We start from the raw sequence: 23,400 nt of genomic DNA, 5'->3' as shown, positions 1-23,400 counted from the left end.
CGGACCTGAAGAAAAACCGGGTCTGCACCTCGGCGCCACCTCCGTTTACTGCGGCAAAAAAGGCGTTCTCGGCCCTGGCCCGGATCAGCGGGCCCGCAGCACCTGGGTGATCCAGGCGTCTACCAGGCGCTGGGGGTTGGCGGTGACATTCGGTGCGGCCGCCCTGACGTCCGGCTGCTGAGCGAAGCGGTACACCGGGTCGAGCCTGGTTCCACTGGCTGCCGGATACACCCACATTCGGGTGGGAATATCCGCCTGGACCGGCGCGCTGAGCATGAAGTCCACGAACTTGCGGGCCAGGGTTCCCTGCTTCGTGCCTTTCAGGATGCCGACCCCTTCGATCTGCAGGTAGGTGCTGCCGGGCAGGAACAGGTTGGCGGTCGGGCTCTGGGCCGGCAGCTTCTTGGGATCATAGCCGTCGGCGTAGAACACTTCCGCAGCGGGGCTGCTGGCGTAGCTCAGCACGATGGGATATTTCCCGCCGTTGCGGCTGAACTCCTTGTAGTAGGCGTCGCTCCAACCACGGGTAACTTTCAGGCCGCCGGCCCGCGCGGCTTTCCACCACGCCCACGCACCGGCTTCGCCGTAGTGGTTTACGGTGGCCAGCAGGAACGCCAGGCCAGGGCTGCTGGTCGCCGGGCTGCTCACCACGGTCAGGCGCGCGTACTCGGGCTTCTTCAGGTCATCCAGTGTGCGGGGCAGTGCCAGGCCTGCTTTCTCGAAGTAGGCCCGGTCGTAGTTCAGGGCCACGTAACCGTAGTCCACACTGGTCAGGAGGCCGGTGTCGTCCAGCCGGTAACGGGCGGGCACACCGGCCTGGGCCGGTGACCGGTAGGCTTCCAGGATTCCGGCCGTCCTGGCCCGGGCCAGCAGGCTGTTGTCCAGGCCGTAGACCACATCGGCCACTGGCGCGCGGCGGGTCAGGATCAGGCGGCTGAGCAACTCACCCGCGTCGCCGCCCTTCACAAAGCGTACGCGGGCCTTGTTGGCAGCCTCGAACTGAGCGATCAGTTTCTTGTCCACGGAAAAGCTGTCGTGGGTAATCACGGTCAGGGTGCTCTGGGCACCGGCAGCACCCAGCATCAGCAGGGCAGAACACAGAATCTTACGCATAGAAAATCCCCTCGCGTCACGAGAGGGGAGGCGCAGGCCATGACTGACGCCGTGGCCTGGTCACACTCCCTCCGCCGGTATGACCCGGTTCAGGTTCCAAGGGTTTTTCTCAGTCCTGCTCCTCAGGACACCCCCGGTGACGCACCCGCGAGCATAGCGCAGGCGTAGGCTGCGGAGTATGCCGCGACTCCTGGTGGCCTCTTGAACCTGCGCAACCGTGCCGCCCCTGTGCTGCTGGTCCTGGGCATCGTCCTGGTGGCCCTCAACCTGCGCCCGGTGATTGCCGGGTTCGGTCCGCTGCTGGCGCCTATCCAGCGGGATCTGGCGGTCAGTGCGGCCACCGTCAGTCTGCTGACCACCATTCCGCTGCTGTGCTGGGGCGCGCTGGCCCTGGTGGCTCCAGCGCTGGCCCGCGCCCGAAGTGCCGAAGTGGTGATCCTGGGGTGTCTTGGACTGATTGTCCTGGGCGCAGCGCTGCGTGCTGGTCCCACCTTTCCCTGGATTCTGGCCGGGACCCTGCTGGTGGGGGCCGGCATCGCGGTGGTCAATGTGCTGCTGCCCAGCCTGATCCGGCGGGATTTTCCCGGCCGTCTGGGCCTGATGACCGGGATCTACACCACGGCTGTCGTGGGTGGGGCCACCGTGGCGTCGGCCGTGGCGGTGCCTTTACAGGGTGCGCTGGGCGGCTCGTGGCGGCTGGCGCTGGGCGTCTGGGCAGGACTGGCTGTCCTGGGAGCCCTGGCCTGGTGGCCGGTCGTGATTGGGCGACCGGTACGCAGCGGCCTGCAGCCCATGCCATCCGGGCGGGTGTGGACCAACCCGGCGGCACTGCCGCTGACGCTGTACATGGGCACGCAGTCACTGGTGTTCTTCACCTGGCTGACCTGGCTGCCCAGAATACTGCTGGACCGTGGTGTCAGCAGCGCCGAAGCTGGGATGTTACTGTCACTGGGCAATCTGGTGCAGCTTCCGTTTACGCTGGCAGTGCCCGTGCTGGCCGCACGCCTGCCTTCCGCCCGGCCGCTGGTGGTGGCCCTTAGCACCGCCTTCGCGGCCGGGCTGGCTGGCCTGCTGCTGCTCCCCCAGGTCCCCAACCTGGTGTGGGTGCTGCTGCTCGGGGCGGCGTCGGGCAGTGCCTTTCCGCTGGCGCTGTACCTGATCGCCCGGCGGGCCCGCAATACGGCTGAGGCGCCCGGGCTTTCGGCCGTAGCGCAGGGGTATGGCTACCTGCTGGCCGCCACCGGCCCCTTCCTGTTCGGAGCGGTGCATGACTTCACGGGTGACTGGAGCCCGCCGCTGATCCTGTTGCTGGGGTTCACTGCACTGGTCCTGATCAGCGGATGGTGGGCCAGTGGAGAACCTGCCGAACGTCTGGAGGTCGCATGAGTTTCTTTCTGGTCGCCTGGCTGGTCGTTCTGGACCCGGCCGGACGTGTGCTGCTGGGACGCCGGGCTGGCGTGGCCTATGCAGAAGGCCTGTGGGGACTGCCGGGTGGCCGGGTCGAGCGTGGAGAGGCGCTGGCCCACGCCGCGGTCCGGGAAGCGGCCGAAGAAGTGGGACTTCATGTCGATCCGGGTCGTCTCAGCCCCCTGGGGGTCGCCCGGTACGACCTGGGGGAGGCTCATGGCGTGGACTTCCTGTTTGTGGCCCGGATCTGGGAGGGCGAGCCTGCGCCACTCGAAAACACTTCGGAAGTCGGCTGGTTTCACCCCGGCGCCCTGCCGCCCGACAGCCTGCCCTGGCTGGCAGATGTTCTCGACACGCATCTCAGGGCTGGGGTCTGGCTCTCCGAACAGCTTGGCTGAGGCAACAAGGACTGACAAAGAGACCCGGCTCACGTGATGATGTCCTTCCATCTGGAATAGTTCCATCTGGAATGAACAGTGCTGAGCCCTCCCCTTCAACCGAGACGGACGAGCTGTACACGCTGGTCCGCACTGTGCTGCGGCTGTCGCGGCGGTTCAGGCAGACGCTGGATGAGCCGCTGGAGCAGGCGCTGGGCCTGAATACCAAGGAACTGCTGGTGCTGGCGGCCATCATGGACGGCTTTGACACGCCGGGGGCCGTGGCCTCGCGTCACAGCCTGCCCGCGCCGACCGTGACGCGCATTGTGACCAAGCTGGTGGCCTCGGGGCTGGTCGAGCGCATCAGCGACCCTGGTGACCTGCGCCGTCAGCGCCTGCAACTGACCGACGCAGGTGCCCGGACGCGCGCACGAACCCGCGCCACTGCACAGGACATCGTGCAGGCCCACTTCGGGCACCTGCCGGCCCCGACCGTGCACGCGGCCCTGGAAGCCCTGGCCGTGCTGGACGCCGCCCTGGCACGCCCCGAGGCGGAGGCCCTGGCATGAGGGCGCCCGTCCCGCCTGCCGACCGCCAGAAACTGCTGGCCTTTGCCGGCATCCTGATGGTGCTGTTCCTGAGCAGCCTGAACATGACCGTGGTGGGCAGCGCCATGCCTAGGGTCATTGCTGATCTGGGGGGCTTTGACCTGTATGCCTGGGCGTTCACGGCCTATTCGCTGACCACCACCATCACCATTCCCATTGTCGGGACCGTGAGCGACCGCTACGGACGGCGCCCGCTGATCCTGGCCGGCATTCTGGTGTTCTCGCTGGGCAGTATGGCCCTGGGATTCGTGCAGAGCATGGAAGGACTGATTGCCCTGCGCGCCGTGCAGGGCATCGGGGGCGGGATGCTGATGGCCATGAGCTTTACGGCCATCGCGGACCTGTTTTCGCCTATCGAGCGCGGGCGCTACCAGGGATACACGGGCGCGGTGTGGGGAATCAGCAGTGTGGTGGGGCCGCTGGCGGGCGGATTCCTGACGGACCACCTGGGCTGGCGCAGCGTGTTTTTTGTCAACCTGCCTTTTGCGCTGCTGGCCCTGTGGTTTATCTGGCGCTATTTCCGGCTGCCGGCGCCCACCGGTGGCGGACATTTTGATCGTCTCGGGGCGGTGCTGCTGGCGGGGTCGGTCACCACCCTGACCCTGGCCATGTCGTGGGGCGGCGCCCCGTACGCCTGGACCAGCCCGCGCATCGTCGGACTCCTGGCCGCCACGCTGGTGCTGGGCCTCTGGTACGTGCGCCACAGCCGCCAGCAGGAGCGGCCGCTGCTCGATCTGCGGCTGCTGCGTGACCGGGGCATCGCCATTGCCTCGGTGGCCGGGTTTTTCGTCAGCGCCGGCATGTTTGCCGCAATCCTGTACCTGCCCCTGTACATGCAGGGCGTGCGGGGCAGCAGTGCCGCAGGCAGCGGCCTGGCCCTGGCGCCCCTGATGGGCGGCATGATCCTGACCAGCACCCTGGCGGGACAGCTGGTCAGCCGTACCGGCCGCTACAAGCTTCTGATCATCGGCGGGGCGCTGGTGGCCACTCTGGCCCTGCTGCTGGCCAATGGACTGGGGATGACCACCCCACTATGGATTGCGGTGGGCATCATGGTGCTGCTGGGCCTGGGCCTGGGACCAGTGAACAGCCAGCTGACCCTGGCGGTCCAGAACGCCGCGCCGCGAGAACAGCTGGGCAGCGCCACGGGCGGCAACCAGTTCTTCCGGCAGATCGGCGGAACCCTGGCGGTCAGCCTGTTCGGGGCGCTGGTCAACCGCCAGCTTGCGGCCAACCTTGACGCGGAGTTGCCTGCCCAGGCGCGCGCGCTCCCGGCCCCGCTGCAGGAAGCCCTGACCAACCCCAACCTGCTGACCAGCCCCGAGGCCACCAGTCGTCTGCAGGCCGGACTGACCCAGCTGGGCCAGGGCGAACTGATGGCGCCCATCGTGCACGCCCTGCGCAGCGTAATGGTCGGCGCGATTGACCACGTGTTCCTGATCGCGGCGCTGATGGTGTTTATCTCCTTCGTGGCGGTGCTGTTCCTGCCGGAGCAGCCGCTCAAGGGTCGTGTTCCTGCAGGTCGGACGGGACGGCAGCAGGGCGCCGCGACCGACTGAGTCATTCGGGCTGCCGGTCCCTCGAAACAGGGCCGGGGAACAGGCTGTCTGCAACCCCACTGGTTGCCGGCCACGGAAAGCAGGTCTGAACCTCCGGAAACAGCCCGCGCTCCATGAAGGGATGGCGCCCTGCGATCTGTGCCCTGCGTGTCCCCGCTTCCTCTAGCCTGCATTCATGCTGGATGTTCTGGTGGTGGGAGGGGGCCTCTCAGGCCTCAGTGCCGCGCGGGTGCTCAGGCGTGCCGGGCAGCGGGTGCGCGTGGTGGAAGCCGGGTCGCATCCTGGCGGGCGCGTGGCCACGCGTGTGGTGGATGGGTTCACACTGGACGCCGGGTATCAGGTGCTGTTTCCGGCCTACCCGGCCGTGCAGCGTCAGCTGAACCTGGCGGCGCTGGATCTGGTGCCCCTGCCCTCTGGCGCGGCTATCCGGCGCGGCGCCCGCGTGGACGTGGTGGGTGACCCCCTGCGCGACCCGGCCGGCCTGCCGGGGACCCTGACCACCCGCGTCATTCCGCTGGGTGACAAGCTGCGCCTGGCCCGGCTGGCCCTGCAACTGCGTGGTCCGGCGCCTCACGCCCTGTTGCGCGGTCCCGACGAGACCACCGAGGCGTACCTCAGACGCCAGGGGTTCAGCGACTCAGCACTGGACACATTTTTCCGGCCGTTCTTCGGCGGCATCTTTCTGCGCCGAGACCTGAGCACCTCGGCGCGGCTGTTCCGCTATTACTTCCGCATGCTGATCGATGGGGGAGCCGCCCTGCCGCGCGGTGGAATAGGGGCCATTGCCGCGCAACTTGCTGCCGGGCTGGAGCTGGACACCGGGGTGCGGGTCAGACGGCTGGCTGCGCACGGCGCGCATGTCACGGCCGAGACCAGTGCCGGGGACCTCGACGCGCGGCAGGTCATCGTGGCCACCGATCCTTTCGTGGCCCAGGAACTGACCGGCGAGCCCACGGCGCGCGGCCGGGTGAGCAGCACCTACCTGTACTACGCCACGGCCCAGGCCATCGACCCGGAAACGAGACTGCTGCTCAATGCTGCAGCGGACGGCCTGATCAACAATGCCCAGTGGACCTCCCAGGCGGTCCCGGGCCGCGCCCCGGCCGGACAGCACCTCCTGACCGTCAGCGTGCTGGGTGAGCCGCACCAGGACGACGCCGCGCTGGACCAGCAGGTGCGGGCAGAACTGGCCGGCTGGTACGGAAGTCAGAATGTGGCCACACTGCGCCTTTTGCACGTTGAGCGCATTGCATACGCGCAGTTTCCACAGCCGCCGGAATTCGCCGCGACCCTTCCCGGACATGCCACCCGTCTGCCCGGAGTGTTGCTGGCCTCCGAGGTCACGTCCATGAGCAGCCTGCAGGGCGCCCTGGAAAGCGGCGAGAAGGCTGCGGCTATTGTGCTGGGCGACCTCGCGGCGCAGAGCCGTCCGAGGGGCGCGTGACCGGGCGCGGGATCGGCCCCAGCCGGGCCCGCCTGGACCATCTGGTGGTGGCGGCCCGCAGCCTGCCTGCGGGCCGTGACTGGCTGGAGGGCCGTCTGGGTGTGCCGTTGCAGCCGGGCGGTGAGCATGACGCGTTCGGCACCCACAACGCCCTGCTCTCCCTGGGTCCAGACGAGTACCTGGAGGTCATTGCGGTCAACCCCGCTGCGCCTGTTCCGCGCCGGGCCCGCTGGTTTGCCCTGGACGACCCGGCCATGCGCGCGCGCCTGGAAGCGGGGCCCGCCCTGATTCACTGGGTCGCGCAGGTGGATATCCTGCCCCCGGACCAGGAAGCCCTGGACCTCAGCCGCGGCGAGAACCGATGGACCCTGACCGTGCCGGCCGGTGGACAGCTGCCGCTGGGCGGGGTCGCGCCGTCCCTGATCACCTGGCACACCCCGCCGCCCCCCACCCGCCTGATCGATCAGGGGGTGCGGCTGGCGGTGCTGCGCCTGGGCACTCCTGATCCCGATGGTCTGCGTGCGCGGCTGGACCGGATGCACTTTTCGGGCCCGGTGGAGGTCTATGAGGCACCTCAATCGGAACTGGGCGCCACACTGGACACGCCCGGTGGACCGGTCACCCTGTAAGGCCTGTGCCCCCGTGAGACGATAAGGACCTTGAGGTACGCTCCGCCCGACTCGTCCTGGTTGGTATTCGAGGCCGGAGGGACTCCTCGAGCACCACAGTGCCGGGGCGGTCGTTCTACGCTGGATGGAGGACAGCTGACATGTCGCCCTGGTGGTCGAAAGTGGGGAGGTGTGGCAGCTTCCCAAAGGTGGGATCGAAGACGGTGAGTCGCCTCGGCAGGCGCTTTTGCGCGAATTGAGAGAAGAGGCCGGTCTGAGTGACGTGCAGCCAGTGGCAGCGCTGGGCGTCCTGGAACGCCTGAACTATGCACGCACCTCCTGGCAGGTGACTTCCTGTGTCCTTGCCACGACCTCAGGGGCCGGCAGACCCCCTCTTGAACCTGGATTCAAGCTGGAGTGGAGCCCCCTGGGAACGGCACCCGCCCTGTTCTGGCCCGAGCAGACTGATCTGCTCAAGGCGGTCGCATCAGGAATGGCGGCCGGGCGCTGGGAAATTGGGCCCGCTTCACCGCTCGCCCCCCCGGTGTACCCCAAAGGGTGAAGGGTGCTCGGTATGAAGCTAAGTGGTAAGATGAGAAACACATGGCATACGGCCTAAGTGCGGTGGTCATCCCTGAGGCGGGATGAGCAGCGGGTAGTCGACCTAACGTAATGGTTGTCCTGGCCAGAGCCCGGGACTGGGTGATGGATCTGAAAGACGTTGTCCGGAAACCGCCACTGAGAGCCCCGCCCCTTCGCCGGATACGCGCTGCGCTGGCTCAGTATCTGCTGCACGACGAACTGCAGGAAGAAATCATCCTGCTGCGGCGGATGTTCGTGATTATGGCGGTGGCAGCCCTGGTGGGCATCCCCGGGGCGCTGTGGGTGCAGGCTCCCGACTACGATCCGCTGGACCGGGTGGTGTTGCCCCTGTGCGGTCTGATGTATCTGGTGCTGCTGATCACGGTGCTGTCCGGGCGCGTGGACCCCCGCCGGGCGTTCGTGCTCAGCTTCCTGACCAACGCGTCGTATCTGCTGCTGGCCTACAACCACCAGTTCCGGGTCTTTGCCCCGCAATACGGCGTGCTTAGCCAGAGCACCTACTGGTTCGCGGTGCTGTACGTCGCGGCCTTTCTGATCTTCCCTACACGGCTGGCCCGGTATTTTGTGCGCGGCATCCTGGGGCTCACGATTGCTATTACGCTGGGTCATCTGTTGCTCACCCCTGAACTGCTGCGCAGCCGGGAACTTCTTGGAGGCATCATCCAGTTTCTGCTGGCCGGGGTCGTGCTGACCAGTATGCAAAGCCGGTTCGGTACCCTGCGTGACCGCCTGAGTGCCGTGCAGATCGCGGCGTCGTGTGACGCCCTGACCGGAGCGGCCAATCGCCGCGCCGCCGAGGAACATCTGCAGGCTCTGCACCGCGCCGGAGAGCCCTATACCGTCATTCTTTTCGACATCGATCACTTCAAGGGCGTCAACGACGAACACGGACACGCCACCGGTGATCTGGTGCTTGTCAACGTCACGCGCAGCGCCCGGCAGCTTCTACCTGACTCTGCCCTGTTTGCGCGCTGGGGTGGCGAGGAATTTCTGATTGTGCTCCCGGCGTTGCCCAAAGAGGAGGTCTATGAGCTGCTCAGGACGTTGCGTGGGCAGTTGCGCCACCAGAGTTTCGGTCCGCAGGAGGGTGTCACCGCGTGTTTCGGGGTGGCCCATGCGCGGCCCGGCGAGACCCCCGAGCAGATCGTGGCCCGTGCAGACGCGGCCATGTATGCCCGCAAGAACCGGGGGCGCAATGGCGTGGAGTTCTCGACAATGACCCCAGAGACGGCAGCTCACCTGATGCCCTGAGGGCACCTCTTGGAGCCCTCAGGGCTGTGGCCTTGCCAACCACCGCCCGGTACCAGTCCGCCGGAACCGAACCACAGTGCGCAATGTGGCACCGGGTTTTTCTTCAGCGCAGCGGCGCGCGGCCGGGTAGCGGTGGACGCTTCCGGTGCAGCAGCGCCGCGGCCAGCAGCCCGGCCAGAAACCCGAACAGATGGGCTTCCCACGACACGACCGGGTTACCAGGAAGCACGCCCCACAGGGCCCCGCCGTACAGGATGAAGGCCACAGCGGCCATGCCCAGCGCGGCGGGCGTCCGCTCCCACCATCCCACGCCCAGCAGGTAGGCGAGGTACCCGAACACCAGGGCGCTGGCACCCAGGTGGGTGCTGTTGCCGCGGCCGAACAGCCACACCAGCCCGCCGCCCACCAGCACGATCAATAGGGTGGCCACCAGAAAGCGCCCCACCCCCCGGACTGCGCTCATGAACGTCAGGACCGCCAGCGGAACCGTATTGGCCATCAGGTGGGCAAAGCCCGCGTGCAGGAAGGGGGCGCTGAGGACATGGACCAGACTGTCGGGGTCGCGGGGCTGAATGCCGAAGGCGTCGAGTTGCCCGCCGAAGGCAAACGTGTCCACCACTTCCTGGGTCCACAGGCCGCCGGTCAGCGTGGCCGTCAGAATCGTGGCCGCCACCGGGGAACCGGCGCGCCGGGCAGGGGAGGGACGAACAGCAGGGGAACCGGGCCGGCGCATACCACGCAGTCTAAGCGCCCCGTAAAAAAGCTCCCCGCAGGGAGCCTTATGAAAGGTGGTGAGGTGTTCTCAGACCGGCTGCCGCTCCTTGAGGGCGCCGTGCTCCTGCAGGTATTCGGCGATCTGGACAGCATTCAGGGCCGCACCCTTGAGCAGCTGGTCGCCGGCCACGAACAGGTCGATGCCTCCATCGAACACCAGCGACTCGCGGATGCGTCCGACCTCTACGTCGTACTTGCCGCTGGCGGTCAGGGGCATGGGGTAAAGCTTGCCGGCCGGGTCGTCACGGACCTCCACGCCGGCCGACGCGGCGAGCAGTTCGCGGATCTGGGAGGGGGTGGCCGGGCGCTCGAGCTCCAGCGTGATTGCCTCACTGTGGGTGCGCAGGGTGGGGATGCGCACGGCGGTGCAGCTGACCCGCACCGAGTCGTCGCCCATGATCTTGTGCGTCTCCCACACGACCTTCATCTCTTCCTTGGTGTAGCCGTTGTCCTGGAAGCTGTCGATGTGAGGAATGACGTTAAAGGGGATAGGGTGTGCAAAGACCTCGTTGGTCGCTTCCTGCCCGCCCAGCACGTGCCGGGTCTGCTCGACCAGCTCGTCCATGCCTTTCTGTCCGGCGCCGCTGGTGGCCTGGTACGTACTGACGATCATGCGCCGCACGCCGTATTTGCGGTGGATCGGCGCGACCGCCACCACCGCGATGGCCGTGGTGCAGTTGGGGTTGGCGATGATGCCCTGGTGTTTCAGGGCCGCTTCCCCGTTGACCTCCGGGACCACCAGCGGCACGTTGTCGTCGTAACGGAAGGCGCTGCTGTTGTCGATCACGACCCCGCCGCCCCTAATCCATTGGTGTGCCAGTGCCTTGCTGACGCTTCCTCCGGCCGAGGCCAGAATCACGTCGGCGTCGATAGGCCCTTCGGGAGTCACCTCCACTGTCAGTTCCTGGCCCCGGAAGGTCAGCCGGCTTCCGGCGCTGCGCGGCGAGGCATACAGCAACAGCTCGTCAAACCTGAGCGCCGAGCGCTCCAGCACCTGCATCAGTTCATGACCAACCGCCCCGGTGGCTCCAACAATCGCTACGCGCATCTTCCAACCTCCCAAACGAAAACCGCCCGCGCATGTCCTGCGGGGCGGCGCTGCACAAGGCGGGCCACCCTTAAGGGGTCATGGTCTCCGCCAACGCGCTCATGCCCTGCAGGGTAGTGGCTGCCGGGCCAGGGGGTCAAGCCAGCGATCTAGAGGGCCTTCTCACCTGCGCCGGCGCAGCAGCCCCAGCAATCCGCCGCCGGCGCGTCCGCTGTCGCGTGCGGCGGGCCCGGGGATAACGTCCCCCAGCGTGATTTCGGGGGCCGGCATGGGCGCCGCTTCCCAGCCGTAAGGAGTGGCGATCAGCCCCCCCAGCCGGCCGGCGGCATAGATGGCATGTTCCCGCTCCTCCTGTTCGGTGCGGGCGCGTGGATCGGCGAGTGCTTCGAGCATGGCCAGCAGCGAGTCGTCATCGCAGGACCAGCATCCCTGCGAGAACTCGGCTTCCTTGCCGTAAATTCTGATTCTGACGGGCATCCGTGAACTCCCCACCGTGAAGGTCAATGCGCTCTTTGATTGTGGAGCGTCCACATCATAGCGCTCCTGCTTCCAGCTGGATGTGCCCGGCTACCCCACAGGAGGGGGGTGGTGCCTCAGCTCTTGTCGCCCAGCCGCCTCTCGGTGCCGGCCCGCAGGCGGTCCACGTTGTCACGGTGCTGCCAGATCAGCAGGGCGGCCAGCACCACCATCACGGCCATAAGCCATAGTGGCCGGCCCAGTGCAATAGCCACGACAGCGGCATTGACGGCGCCCAGAATGCTTCCCGCGCTGACGAAGCGCGTCAGCCACATACATCCCAGACCCAGCACAAAGGCCCCGGCGCCCACCACCGGATCGATGGCGGCAATGGTGCCGAAGCTGCTGGCTACCCCCTTGCCTCCCCGGAAGCGCAGAAACGGGCTGAAGTTATGCCCTACGACGGCAGCCACTCCGCATAGCGCCGCCCACATGGGGTCCAGGCCCAGGGCACGTCCCAGCCAAACCGCCAGGGCTCCTTTCAGGATGTCGAACACGGCCACGGCCAGTGCCGGGCCCTTGCCCAGCGAGCGCAGGACGTTGGTTGCGCCGCTGTTACCACTCCCCACGGTGCGGATATCTACTCCACGTGTACGCGCGACCCAGGCCGCCGCTGGGATGGAACCGATCAGGTAAGAGGCGGCCACAGCCAGCACCACGATGAAGATCACAGCGACATTGTATGCGCCTGTCTCTCTGCGCCGGCCACCCAACAGGGACGTGCCTTCATTTGCAATTCGTGCGCGCCTCCGCTAGATTGGCTGCCGCTGGAACGGTGTCCGAGTGGTTGAAGGAGCACGCCTGGAAAGCGTGTATAGGGGCAACTCTATCGAGAGTTCGAATCTCTCCCGTTCCGCCAGCAGCACGACAGAAACCCCCGAGCATCTGCCGGGGGTTTGTTGCTCCCTGATAATCCAAATAAGAACCGGAACATGCCTGCTCTGGCCTCTTAACCCTTCCTCAAATCCCCGGACCCAAGACTGGGCAGTGCGGATGCGGGTGGCCGCCGCATACATGATTCGGCTGTCAAGTACGCACATTGAGCCAGGGGCCGTATCAAGCCGTGCCATCACTTCACCCTGTCGCCGGCGGGGCGGCACACGGACACGGCGATCTCACCTTTTGGAACTGCGGGAAATCGAAGGTTGAGTTGGGTCAAGGAAGCCGCGGGCACGGGGATGAAAAAGTTTCCGTTGTTGGTCGTTCGCTCGTTCAGCACAACCTGAGTGCCTGCGACATCCAGTTGTCGGATGGAGCGGTCCGACACGCGGATATGAAGATACCCGCCAGCCGCGGGTGTCATGGGCCGGGGCAACCTCAAGGTCACCGTCTGGCCTTTTGGCCGCACGGATCCTCTGAACATGCGCTGCCTTCCTGTGCAAGGCCCCTGCGCAGCGGCGGCCAATCTCGCCAGAAAGCCGGGCTGCGCGATGCCGGTCTCAAACTCCCAGATCAATACCTTTGGTGGCATTCTGGTGTACTCCCCGGTCAACAGGTACGTTTCCATCGGGCCTGCGGCGCCCCCGCCGGGCAGCGCGTGAACCACCACATCCCGCTGCAGGTAAAACCGAAGGAGCGTGGCGAAGGACGGTTCCCGGCTATGGCTGTCGCCCACCAGTGCAATGCCTGGCTCTACGTCGCTGAGGAGGTCGCCCCCGGCGCCGGGGTACTTGGTGACACGCGACACGTAGGCTTCAGGCAGAAGGGTGAGGTTACACAACTTGCGAAGCACCGTGGCGTAGGACCCATAGGTTGTTTTCTCGGGCCTGTCCTGTATGGTGACCGGCACTTTGGGAAGGGCGGGGTACGCAGGAGTGGTCCGGACATGATTGGCAATGTCCTTGGCCACCAGTCCCGCGAACTGTGGCGTCCAGTGGTGGTCATGCTTGAAGTAGAGGGCCTTGCCACTCTGGTCACGAAGGCCGAGACCGACGAGATCCACGGCGTACACTCCTGCCCGCTGGAACGACTGCACGTACTCCTTGTACCGTGACCGCAGAAAATTGATATCGACGGACTTTCTGCGCAGCGTGCGAACATCGACCCTGTCATACTCGAGGAGGCCCTTGCCGGGAATCACGACCACGATAAGTTCAGTGCCGCGCGCCCGCAGCACATCCCTGAAACGCACGAGTTCGTCGCGCAAACCACCGCTCAGACCGGGTGGGCTGTTCTCAAAGCTGTAGTACCCGTAGAGCCGGCCGTCGCGGCCCTGGTTGACAATCAGGGCCCAGGCATCCTTGGAGTCGTAGTTGCGGACATCGTAGGCGGCCTGGCAGACCTTCCAGCCGCTGGTCTGGCTGGGGCTGGACTCCTGGCCGAAGGCCAGTGCTGCAACCAGGGCAAGTCCGCACAGAACAGCAGCGAGGAAACGGAAAGGGCCAGACCGGTTTCTCATGTCCAACCTCCAGGGGGAGACGGGCGGAGCAGGAGGGCATTGTGGTTCAGCGTTCCGAATGGAGGGGCTGTTCCACGAAGCGCTTGGGAATTTCCCAAATTACCACCACTGGGGGCAATTCGCAAAGCCCCGGGCCTCGCAGGGAGCGGCGCGGTGGACCCCTCCCCGCTGCCGGGGACTTTGCCATTCTCAGACGCTGTGCCGGCGCAAGTGCCCGTGTTTGCCGTTCGCAAATGGGCTGCCTTGGATTGATGTCTGCGAGTAATTCATGACGGAATCAGTCTTCTGGTCCCGAAAGTGTCTGCGGTTTCTTGTCTGGCACAACTACAGCACTCCGGTTCACTGTAATCGTCAGGCTCCGAAGCTAACGAGGCTCTTGTGATCTGCTCCACCCGCTGGAGATGTTATGGCCCCGGCCCCGGTCCCAGCCTTTGGCTTCTGGCACGTCCTCAGTACCATGAAAAATTGCCGATTGGTCCGTCAGGATGTGGCTCTGGAAAGTGGAACCGAATAATGGGTGAGCAATCTTTTCGATTCGTCTCCATTGGAATCGAGCGTCAGGGCAAAGGAATGTTGAAAAACCACGTCAGGTGGCGGAGATTCTGATATTTTCTGGTTACGTTGGTCGCTTGATTTGCCCTGTGCACGTTTTATAAGGAGTACCCCCGAGGTAACCCTATCCAGAGTTCGAATCTCTCCTGCTCCACCGCCAGCACGACAGAAACGCCCGGATTGTTGCCGGGCGTTTCGTGTATCTGCAGGCCGCGTTGACATCGCAGCTTCACAATGATGGAGGACCGTGGGGCGTTAATCCCTCAAGGTGTTTTGTTCCAGGTGGCCTGTCAGCAGTGTGCTGGAGCACTGCTGAATGGGGAACTTTGACTCAAGCTGGCTTCGCGGCGACGTCACTGCCAGCGCTCAGCGCCAGCCGGCCCACTGTCAGGCCCTGCACGATGATGGAAAACACCACGATGACGTAAGTCATCACCAGAAAGAGCTCACGTGCTGGGCCAGCAGGCACCGTAAAGGCCAGGGCCACGCTGATCGCGCCCCGTAAGCCTCCCCAGATCATCAGCCGACGGGTAAACGGCGAGAACACATGTCTTTTGCCCAGCAGCATGAAGGGAACCTGTACGCTGATGGCCCGGATCAGCAGCACCAGCGGGATCGCAATCAGCCCAAGCAGCAGCGCCTGTGAACTGAAGCGCACCACGACCACTTCAAGGGCCAGCAGCGTAAACAGGAAGATATTCAGCAGCTCATCGGTCAGATGCCAGAAGCTGTCGAACTTCTCACGGCTGGAAAGGGCCGCGGGCCTCCGGTCGGTCAACGAGCCGACCAGCAGTCCTGCGGCAACGGCGGCCAGTGGTGCCGAAACGTGCAGATGGGTTGCGACGGCCGTACAGGCGAGGACCAGCCCTAGCGTGACCAGCACTTCCACGACGAAATCGTGGACCGAGCGCAGGGCCAGGTACCCCAGAGTGCCCAGGACCGCGCCCAGCGCCAGACCGCCCAGCGCTTCCTGTGCGAAAAACCCCAGCACCCCTGCCGCGCTCAGGTCAGGGCCGTGTGCTCCGCTGGCAGCGGCGGCAATTCCGGCCAACACAGCAAAGGCAACCACGCCCACCCCGTCGTTGAACAGGCTTTCGCCCGCCACCAGCGTCTCGATTTTCTTGGGCACCTTGGCCTGCTTGAGCATGCCCAGGACCGCCACCGGGTCGGTAGGGCTGATCAGCGCACCAAACACCAGGCAGTACACCAGCGGGATCTGCAGCCCGAACAGCCCCAGCAGGCCGTAGACCGTCAGGCCCACCAGCCCGATCGAGAGCGCGGTGGACAGCAGCGCAAACGACACCACCGGTCCCCTGAGGCTCCACAGGGCGTGGGAGTTGACGCCCAGGGCTCCGGCAAACAGCAGAAACGACAGCACCCCTTCGAAGACAAAGTCGTCGAATTCAATGCCGCGCACGACGTCCACGGCTTCCAGGGCCAGGGGGACGTTCAGGGCCACCAGAACGAAGACCAGCATGCTGACCAGCAGGCCGCCGACCGTCACTCCGATAGAGGCCGGAAGCTTCAGAAACCGGGCATTGAGATAGGCAAGAGCGGCCGTGACACAGACCAGCAGGGTCGCCAGATCAAGAATTCGCATCAGGTTGACTCCTCAACTGGTCAGCTGGAACACGAGGTAGTAAAGCCCGAGCGCCAGGGCCACGGTCACCAGGGCTATGGGTGTGGCGTAACGCATGAACTGCCCGAAGCCCAGGGGATGACCCTCGCGGGCGGCGATGTCTGAAACGACGATGTTTGCAGAAGCACCGATCAATGTCAGGTTGCCGCCCAGGCATGCGCCCAGGCTCAGTGCCCACCACAGAGGGTCCATGCGCGCACCCATGGTGGTTTCCAGCTCTTTCAGGACGCTGGCCATGCTGATGGTGAAGGGAATGTTGTCCACGAAGCCACTGATGATGGCGCTCGAAAAGCCCACCAGCAGAATACCCAGTCCGATGTTGTCGCCGATGGCGCCGGTCAGGGCGGTGGCCACCTGTTCGAACACCCCGACATGTTCGAGCGCACCCACGACGATAAACAGCCCCATGAAGAACAGCAGGGTCGCCCACTCCACCCGCTCAAAGAGCTCCACGGGAGAGAGGTCGGCAATCAGCAGCAGGAAGGTACTGGTCGTCAGCGCAACCAGACCGGCTTCCAGACCAATCGGGTGACCCACCATGAACAGGACGAGCGTAATGGCGAAGATTACCAGGGCCTGCTTCATCAGCTTCGGATCGGTCTTGATCGGCCGGTCGTCGGTGAGGATCTGCTGAAGCCGCGCACTGGCCCCGGCGGTCGCCAGGTCTCCGCGAAGCTTCATCAGCAGATGCATCAGGGCAATTCCTGCGAACGTGGCAATCGTGGCATACGGAGCGACATTTACCAGGAACTCGCCGAATCCCTTGCCCGCCACCGAGCCGATAATGATGTTGGGGGGGTCTCCGACCAGGGTGGCCGTGCCCCCGGTATTGCTGGCCAGGATGACAGCGATCAGGTAGGGAATCGGTTTCAGTCCCAGCCGGGTCACCACTGTGACGACCACCGGTGCCATGAACAGCACTGTCGTGACGTTGTCGAGGAACGCACTGAACACGGCAGTCAGCAGACTGAAAATCCACAGCACGCGCACCGGTTCGCCCCGGGTCAGGACCATGGCGCGCCGGGCCACGAGATCAAAAAACCCGCTGCGGCTCAGGACATTGACGATATTCATCATGCCGAACAGCAGGAAGATGGTGTTGAAGTCGATACTGCCCCAGGCCTCGTCTGGCGTCAGCAGCCCGACCACCATCACCGCGCAGGCGCCGAGAAGCGCAGCCACCGTGCGGTGCACGTACTTCTCGAGCAGAATCATGACGTAGGTGATGACAAAAAGGGAAATGGCGAGCACCGTCAGTGTGGAGTCACTCAGGTTCAGGCCCAGGGTCTCGGGCAGGGTCTGGTGGGTCGGTTCAGACATGGCTTATCCGGGAGACAAAAGACACCTGAACACGATGTGCACGGTCGTTGGTGCGCCGATCACGGTGGGCGCCGGCCCAGCTGTGAATACGGTGCGAAACCCCGGATGCTGATCCAGCAGGGTGCAGGGCTGAGTGTGGGTATGGCCATTGTGGGGAAGTGTTAATCATGGGATTTTCTGAAGCCTCCGGGCACTAAAGAGATAGGAGGAGCCTGTAAGCAGACTCCTCCAGTTCGGCGTATGGTCGCCGGCACCCGTCACGATGACAGGATTGTGGGTTCAGTGTACATGGTCACTGTGTCCGGACCACGGGTGTTGCCCCCAGACCAGCAGCCACCCAGGTGGTGACTGCATGGGGAAGGCGCTGATTCCTCCCAGACTGAAGCTCTATGCCCGGAATGCCGGGAATTCTGCTCCCTGCCCGAAACGACTGCCTGAGTGAAGTTTCAGGCCCTCTTCGGCAGGTCAGCGGCACCGGGGCGGCGTCTTCCAGGGGCTGACTCTTTCCCGCGTCGCCAGAGTCTTATGGGTGACGTCCAGTGAAGGCAGGGTCAAGCACTCTGGCCCCGAACAGATTTCAGGTGGCGTCCTGCTGAGGAGCCGGCGAAGCAGACACGATCTCACCGCCCCACTCCTGGTCATCCTCGTCGGGAAGCACCTCATGACCGGTGACTCCTCCGCGTCTGAGGAAGCTGGTCAGGATGAAGCTGTTGTCGGGCATGCCGTCCAGGCTGTAGCCTCCGCCCGCCTGGGTGGTGTGATGGCGCAGCGTATGCTGATCCACCTTATAGGTCACGGTGACCTCATCGCCGCTTTTCAGGCCGGTATGCCCGCCGTCGACGACCCTACCTTTGAAACAGCGGTTTTCATCGTAGATTTCACCATACCAGCGGCCTTTCAGGACGAAGTTGCTCATGGGTGCAGGTCTCCTTGGTGTGGAAAGGTCGGTGCAGACTGAGAGGAGGCAGACGCTGTGGCTTTTCCGGCTCTGTCTACCATCCAACAAGTACATCCTGAAAAGCTCAAAAGCGTGAGGACCGTCCAAATCCCGTGCGAGGCCCCCGCTTGGCCTGCGGCGCCGGAAGTCCAAAAGAAGCGGCGGACACGTGAAATGCTGTCCGCCGTTTTGTGTGGCCAGGGGAGACCTGCCCGTCTATACCGCGCCCGAGGGCTCAGGGCTGGGCGGCACCCCTGTGGACCTTTTCCCGGCCCGCCAGGCACTCAGCAGTGGCAGCAGAGACAGTGCGGCGCAGGTCAGGGCCAGTGCCGGAAAACCGGCGCGGGCAATCAGCAGACCGCCCAGCAGCGTGCCCGTGCCGGAGGCGACATACCCCAGGCTGTCGGTCACGCCCTGCGCGGCCGGGTAACGGGTGAGGAAGCGACTGCCGCTGACGAATACCAGATTCCAGCCCAGACCCAGCAGAAACATGCTGGCCCCCAACCATGGCGTGCCGGGGCCCAGCGCACTGAGGGCGGCCGCGACCAGCAGCACAGCGCCCGACGTGTACCCGAAACGCATGCCCAGGCGGTCCACCAGCGGACCCGTCAGCCACCCAAACCCGAACATGCCGGCAATGTGGGCACTGATCAGCCCGGCCACCCCGGCATGGTCCACTCCGGCGTGGTGTGCCCGCAGCGGAGTCAGGCTCATCAGGGTCACCATGACTCCCTGGGCAGTCGCCAGGCCCAGGGCCGCGCTCCGCACTCCCGCGATGGAGAAGGTTTTCCGCAGGGGTGGCCGGGCTGTTCTGACTGCGGCTGGCTCCTGGCTGGCGGGTGGGGTCCACGCCCGCATCAGGGCCGCGGCCACGCCCAGCAGCGCAGCGGCCACCAGCCACCCGGCGATCTCGGCGCTGGTGCCCAGCCGCACTCCCAGCTGCTCGACCCCCGAAGAGGCACCCGTGATCAGCAGGGACCCCGCCACACTCATCAGCATCAGCAGGCCCAGGGCCGACCCCCGCCGCTCGGGGGCCACACATTCGGCAGCGGCGTACCGTGCCTGCTGGTAGCCCCCCTGGGCGGCGCCCATCAGTGCGGCGCCCATCAGGAACACCGGCACCAGCCCGGCACGCGCCCCCAGAAAACCGGTCAGGGCGCCGCTGACCCCCAGGGCAAAAGCAGCGGTGAGCCCGAACCGCCGCCCACGCGACAGCATCAGGGCACCGAACAGGCCTGCGGACAGGGCCGCCGCCGCACTGATCAGCGTGGCCGGCAGGCCGCTGAGGTCCTCACGGCCCAGCCCGCTCATGATCACGCTGGCCAGGATGGTGCTGACGGTGGTTGCGCCGGTGGCCAGCGCCTGCGCTCCATACAGCGGAAACAGCCGGCCCACCGCCGAACGGGCAAGGGAACGGGCTGACGCCGTTTCAGTCATGCCGATGTCCGGTTATGGCTGGGGGCTGTCTCTGCTGAAGGCAACGGATCAGGAGCCCTGTTCCTGCCAGCGGCGCTGCACCTCGGTGCGCAGGTACTCTGCCGCGTCCTGGGTGCTGGCGCCGGGCGTAAAGACCTTACCCACACCCCATTCCTTGAGCTGCGGCAGGTCCTGGTCCGGAATGATGCCGCCACCGAACACGATGATGTCCTCGACACCCTTCTCGCGAAGCAGCGCCATGACTTCGCGGAAGTAATGCATGTGCGCGCCCGACAGCACGCTCAGGCCGATGGCGTCCACGTCTTCCTGCACAGCGGCGTTGACGATCATGTCGGCCGTCTGGCGCAGCCCCGTGTAAATCACTTCCATCCCGGCGTCGCGCAGGGCGCGGGCCACCACCTTGGCGCCCCGGTCATGGCCGTCCATGCCGGGCTTGGCGATCAGAACCCTGATGCGGCGATCTTCCATTCGTGCTTCCTCCTAACGAGCGTTTGGTGCATTCTACGCGTCCCGGCGCGGTGCGGGTGCTGTGCGGTTTCAGCTGCGGGCGGCGCGTTCGATCCGCGAAACCACACGCTCACGGCCCAGCGTTTCAAGCAGGTCCGGCAGGTCGGGGCTTTCCATGGTGCCGGCCACGGCGGCGCGTACCGGCGGCATGACCTTGCCGAGCTTCAGGCCCTGCTCTTCGGCATAGGCCTGAAACGCGCTCTTGATGCTCGCAGCGTCGAAGCCGGGCAGGTTCTTAAGGCGCGAGGCCAGGTCCGGCAGCAGGGCACGGCCTCCTTCAACGGCTTTCTGGGCCTTCTCGTCCACCGGGTAGGTATCGGTCCAGAAGTAGGCGGTCTTGTCCATAAAGTCTGAGAAGACCTCGATGCGTGGCGTCATCAGGCGGGCCACGGCGCGGAAGTAGGGGTCTTCCACCCCGCTCACGCCGGGCAATTCCACCTTCTGACCCGACAGGTGGGTGTGCAGGCGCCGCGCCACCTCGTCTTCACCCAGCACCTCGCGCAGGTATTTGCCGTTGTACCAGCGCAGCTTGTCCAGACTGAACACCGGGCCGCCCAGCGTGACGTCCTCCAGGCGGAAGACCCGCGCGAACTCGTCCAGATCGAACACCTCCAGGCCGTCCGGGTGGGTCCAGCCCATGGTCGCCAGGAAGTTCAGCATGGCCTCCGGCAGGAAGCCCTGCTGCTGGTACCACTCCACGCTGGTGGGGTTCTTGCGCTTGCTGATCTTGCTTTTATCTGCGTTGCGCAGCAGCGGCATGTGCGCCCAGACCGGCTCCGGCCAGCCGAAAGCGCGGTACAGCAGCACGTGGATGGGCGTGCTGGTGATCCACTCCTCGGCGCGCACCACATGGGTCACGCCCATCAAGCGGTCATCCACCACGTTGGCCAGGTGATAGGTGGGAAAGCCGTCGGCCTTCAGGAGCACCTTGTCGTCGATCTCGCGGTTCTGGAAATGAATGGGGTCGCGCAGGCGGTCATTGACCACGGTTTCGCCCCCGCGGTCCACCTTGAGCCGGATCACGGCGGGCTCGCCCGACTCCACCCGGCGCTGAGCCTCAGCCGGGTCCAGCTCGCGGCTGGGAATGGCGATGACACGCCCCTGGGCCTGCGCCGCCTCCCGCAGGGCGGAGAGCTCCTCGGGGGTCTCGAAGGCGTAATAGGCATGACCGGAAGTCACCAGCTGACGGGCGTAGTCGCCGTACAGGTCGAAGCGCTCGGACTGGCGGTAGGGGCCGTTCTCTCCGCCCTGCAGCGGGGACTCGTCGGGGGTCAGTCCGAGCCACTGCATCATCTGAAAAATGCGTTTCTCGCTGTCGGGCACGTAGCGATTGCGATCCGTGTCCTCGATGCGCAGGATGAACCTCCCGCCGCCCTGGCGCGCGAGGGTGTAGTTGAACAGACCGATATAAGCGGTCCCCACATGGGGGTCACCGGTCGGGCTGGGAGCAATGCGGGTCACGACAGACATAACGAACAGAATAAGGGGCGCGGCAGGACCTCCGTCCAGCGCGCCCCTCCCGCCTGAAGGTCAGTTGTTACGGATAAACTCCACGATCATGACCCCGTCGGCGTCGTCTGAGCCCCGTTTGCGGAACTCACGGCGGACCAGATCGGTAGATCTGAGTTCTTCGGCGACGGCCCGCAGGTCGATGACCTCATTCCACATGCCGATCACGTCGTCTCCAGTCATATCCCAGTCCATCAGGCGGCCAACCAGAGTCATGGTGCGCGTCTCCCCGTAATTGAGGGTCAGAGGGCTGCTTAAACCATTCAGGTTGAGCGTCTGTCCCTTGTAAAGATCCACCCGGTCGCCTGACCCGAGACGCCAGATTTGAGTGCCGTTCACCGCGACTTCTCCGTAAACGTCGTCATAGCGGTTGTCTTCTGGCTCGATGGACCGGTACGAGACCCGGACAGTCGCTTTCACGCTGTTGGGGTTGCACACCGATTCGGCAAACTCGCCCGTGCTGGAGGACGCGGCGTAGGTGCCGTCCATAAAATTGCGGGCCGTGAAGCTGATGGGTACCAGGGTGCGCGGGTCGGACGTGTTCTGGAAGTACTGGGCCAGTTTCTGGGTGCGGATCAGATCGACAATGGCCTGCTCGTTGCCGCCTGCGGCGTACACATTGAAACGACTGTCGCTCAGCACTTTCTCTGCTTCGGCCTGCACGCTGGCGCTGGCACCTGAATACGAGGCGTCGAGTGCTGCTTTCATCTGCTGCGAGGTATAGCTGCTGGTCATTTCGACAAACAGCAGCCGGCCGTAGGTAATGGAGTCGATGTACGCAGCTGAGGCACTGGGGCCGGTCACGGCGGCGAGATCCTCGGCGGTGGGGCTCTTCAGGAACGCTTCGGCAGCCGTGCGCCCGCCCAGATCAGCATTCATGGTAAACGCGTTCTGCACAAAGACGGCAGACACACGGTTCTGCCGGTTCTCCGTGCTGTAGCTGCCGGCGGCCTTGACGCTGTAGCCGATGCCACCGGCCTTGAGGCCCAGCTTGAGGGCAGAGGTTTCGGCGCTGCTCTGCTCGGTTCGCTCATAACGGACGGTAGACCCGAAGGGATTTCCGACCATTCCCTGACGCACCCCCGCAACCGCCAGATTGTAGGCCGTCTGGTGGGGCTGAATGGTCGCCGAGCCGGACACGACGGGCAATGTTGAGGTGATTCGGTAGGGGTGGCGGCGTTCCTCGGGAATATTGATGGCGGTCATGCTGCCCAGTTCCAGGCCGGCGGTCCGCACCAATGAGCCCACCCACAGCTTGTCCTGATCCAGTGTTTTCATGGCGTGTTCAGGAGGGGCGGCGCGCAGGCTATACCGCTGGACAGAACAGGCCATGGGTCCACCTGGCGTGTTCTGGACCACGTTGACCGGCGCGCCAACTTTGGTGATGGGGGATGCGATCACAGGAATGATGAAAGTGCGCCGGGGAATCTGTGTGAACTGAATCTGGGCCTGCGTGATCATGTTCATCAGTTCTGCCCTGGGCAGCTGATCGAGCTGCCGCAGGGTCATGGGCCGCGCAATGGGCAGGGGCCGCAGCGGCTGAACGATGGTTGGCGCAGGGCGTACCGGTTGCACAGGCTGTACCGGCAGGGGCCGCACCTGAGCGCCTCCCCAGGAGTGCACAGAAGCGGTCATGACCAGCAGGCAGGTCGCTCGCCGGGTCCATCCGGCGTGGGCAGAGGCGGCGCGGAACCGGGCAGGGGGGGAAAGGTCGGTCATGGGAATCCTCCAGAAATGCAGTAGTGACGGCACAGGACGCTGAATGCGGCGTCCTGCAGCGGCAGGTGATGTTC

General features: G+C 65.1%; 21 protein-coding genes, 1 tRNA gene and 1 riboswitch. Of the genes, 9 read left to right on the top strand and 13 right to left on the bottom strand.

The window, feature by feature from the left end:
• Positions 1-84: 84 nt before the first annotated feature.
• Positions 85-1,113: a thiamine ABC transporter substrate-binding protein gene (locus IEY49_RS03885; protein WP_189004717.1), complete on the bottom strand. Its 1,029-nt coding sequence runs from the start codon at positions 1,111-1,113 to the stop codon at positions 85-87.
• Between the two features lie 48 nt (positions 1,114-1,161).
• Positions 1,162-1,258, bottom strand: a riboswitch (TPP riboswitch).
• A gap of 56 nt (positions 1,259-1,314) precedes the next feature.
• Here IEY49_RS03885 and IEY49_RS03880 point away from each other — a divergent pair.
• From IEY49_RS03880 to IEY49_RS03845, 8 genes are all read left to right on the top strand, one after another.
• Complete coding sequence (locus tag IEY49_RS03880) at positions 1,315-2,499, top strand: CynX/NimT family MFS transporter (protein WP_189004716.1); 1,185 nt, start codon at positions 1,315-1,317, stop codon at positions 2,497-2,499.
• Positions 2,496-2,918, top strand: a complete 423-nt coding sequence (locus IEY49_RS03875; RefSeq protein WP_189004715.1) for an NUDIX domain-containing protein — start codon at positions 2,496-2,498, stop codon at positions 2,916-2,918. The genes IEY49_RS03880 and IEY49_RS03875 overlap by 4 nt, the downstream gene beginning before the upstream one ends.
• A 71-nt stretch (positions 2,919-2,989) precedes the next feature.
• Positions 2,990-3,466 carry a MarR family winged helix-turn-helix transcriptional regulator gene (locus IEY49_RS03870; protein ID WP_189004714.1) on the top strand — a complete coding sequence of 159 codons (477 nt, stop codon included), beginning with the start codon at positions 2,990-2,992 and terminating at the stop codon, positions 3,464-3,466.
• Positions 3,463-5,064: an MDR family MFS transporter gene (locus tag IEY49_RS03865; RefSeq protein ID WP_189004713.1), complete on the top strand. Its 1,602-nt coding sequence runs from the start codon at positions 3,463-3,465 to the stop codon at positions 5,062-5,064. The genes IEY49_RS03870 and IEY49_RS03865 overlap by 4 nt, the downstream gene beginning before the upstream one ends.
• Positions 5,065-5,239: 175 nt before the next feature.
• The gene (locus IEY49_RS03860; RefSeq protein WP_189004712.1) at positions 5,240-6,508 is read left to right on the top strand and encodes an NAD(P)/FAD-dependent oxidoreductase; all 1,269 of its coding nucleotides are present in this window, start codon (positions 5,240-5,242) and stop codon (positions 6,506-6,508) included.
• Positions 6,505-7,137, top strand: a complete 633-nt coding sequence (locus IEY49_RS03855) for a VOC family protein (protein WP_189004711.1) — start codon at positions 6,505-6,507, stop codon at positions 7,135-7,137. Before IEY49_RS03860 ends, IEY49_RS03855 begins: the two co-directional genes overlap by 4 nt.
• A gap of 151 nt (positions 7,138-7,288) precedes the next feature.
• On the top strand, positions 7,289-7,678 hold the full coding sequence (locus IEY49_RS03850) for an NUDIX domain-containing protein (protein WP_308424636.1): 390 nt from the start codon (positions 7,289-7,291) through the stop codon (positions 7,676-7,678).
• A gap of 143 nt (positions 7,679-7,821) precedes the next feature.
• Positions 7,822-8,970, top strand: a complete 1,149-nt coding sequence (locus IEY49_RS03845; protein ID WP_189004709.1) for a GGDEF domain-containing protein — start codon at positions 7,822-7,824, stop codon at positions 8,968-8,970.
• A gap of 103 nt (positions 8,971-9,073) precedes the next feature.
• On the opposite strand, the gene IEY49_RS03840 is transcribed toward IEY49_RS03845, so the two are convergent.
• The 4 genes from IEY49_RS03840 to plsY all read right to left on the bottom strand — a co-directional run bounded on the left by IEY49_RS03840 (position 9,074) and on the right by plsY (position 11,979).
• A complete protein-coding gene (locus tag IEY49_RS03840; protein WP_189004707.1) occupies positions 9,074-9,703 on the bottom strand; it encodes a rhomboid family intramembrane serine protease in 630 nt (209 codons plus the stop codon).
• Between the two features lie 69 nt (positions 9,704-9,772).
• Positions 9,773-10,792, bottom strand: a complete 1,020-nt coding sequence (locus IEY49_RS03835; protein WP_189004705.1) for an aspartate-semialdehyde dehydrogenase — start codon at positions 10,790-10,792, stop codon at positions 9,773-9,775.
• 162 nt (positions 10,793-10,954) lie between these two features.
• Positions 10,955-11,269, bottom strand: coding sequence for a hypothetical protein (locus IEY49_RS03830; RefSeq protein WP_189004703.1), 315 nt, complete (start codon positions 11,267-11,269; stop codon positions 10,955-10,957).
• 116 nt (positions 11,270-11,385) lie between these two features.
• Entirely contained in the window at positions 11,386-11,979 is a 594-nt protein-coding gene (gene plsY, locus IEY49_RS03825; protein WP_189004701.1) for a glycerol-3-phosphate 1-O-acyltransferase PlsY, read from the bottom strand.
• 98 nt (positions 11,980-12,077) lie between these two features.
• Here plsY and IEY49_RS03820 point away from each other — a divergent pair.
• Positions 12,078-12,167, top strand: a tRNA-Ser gene (locus IEY49_RS03820).
• Between the two features lie 210 nt (positions 12,168-12,377).
• Here IEY49_RS03820 and IEY49_RS03815 read toward each other — a convergent pair.
• The 8 genes from IEY49_RS03815 to IEY49_RS03780 all read right to left on the bottom strand — a co-directional run bounded on the left by IEY49_RS03815 (position 12,378) and on the right by IEY49_RS03780 (position 23,326).
• Positions 12,378-13,706 (bottom strand): alginate O-acetyltransferase AlgX-related protein, encoded by a 1,329-nt coding sequence (locus IEY49_RS03815; protein WP_189004699.1) that lies wholly within the window; start codon positions 13,704-13,706, stop codon positions 12,378-12,380.
• Positions 13,707-14,589: 883 nt separating this feature from the next.
• Positions 14,590-15,858 (bottom strand): cation:proton antiporter, encoded by a 1,269-nt coding sequence (locus IEY49_RS03810; protein WP_189004697.1) that lies wholly within the window; start codon positions 15,856-15,858, stop codon positions 14,590-14,592.
• Positions 15,859-15,870: 12 nt separating this feature from the next.
• A complete protein-coding gene (locus IEY49_RS03805; RefSeq protein WP_189004696.1) occupies positions 15,871-17,217 on the bottom strand; it encodes an ArsB/NhaD family transporter in 1,347 nt (448 codons plus the stop codon).
• A gap of 577 nt (positions 17,218-17,794) precedes the next feature.
• Complete coding sequence (locus IEY49_RS03800; RefSeq protein ID WP_189004695.1) at positions 17,795-18,133, bottom strand: hypothetical protein; 339 nt, start codon at positions 18,131-18,133, stop codon at positions 17,795-17,797.
• A gap of 237 nt (positions 18,134-18,370) precedes the next feature.
• Complete coding sequence (locus tag IEY49_RS03795; protein WP_189004694.1) at positions 18,371-19,591, bottom strand: MFS transporter; 1,221 nt, start codon at positions 19,589-19,591, stop codon at positions 18,371-18,373.
• 48 nt (positions 19,592-19,639) lie between these two features.
• Positions 19,640-20,059, bottom strand: a complete 420-nt coding sequence (locus IEY49_RS03790; protein WP_189004693.1) for a cobalamin B12-binding domain-containing protein — start codon at positions 20,057-20,059, stop codon at positions 19,640-19,642.
• A 69-nt stretch (positions 20,060-20,128) separates the two neighbouring features.
• On the bottom strand, positions 20,129-21,568 hold the full coding sequence (gene gltX, locus IEY49_RS03785) for a glutamate--tRNA ligase (RefSeq protein ID WP_189004692.1): 1,440 nt from the start codon (positions 21,566-21,568) through the stop codon (positions 20,129-20,131).
• A gap of 60 nt (positions 21,569-21,628) precedes the next feature.
• Positions 21,629-23,326 (bottom strand): thiol-activated cytolysin family protein, encoded by a 1,698-nt coding sequence (locus IEY49_RS03780; protein ID WP_189004691.1) that lies wholly within the window; start codon positions 23,324-23,326, stop codon positions 21,629-21,631.
• Between the last annotated feature and the right edge of the window lie 74 nt (positions 23,327-23,400).

The sequence above is a fragment of the Deinococcus malanensis genome, assembly GCF_014647655.1.
GTDB lineage: Bacteria > Deinococcota > Deinococci > Deinococcales > Deinococcaceae > Deinococcus > Deinococcus malanensis.
Note: the sequence above shows the minus strand (reverse complement) of the source record. Positions and strands in the feature narration are given on the sequence as shown.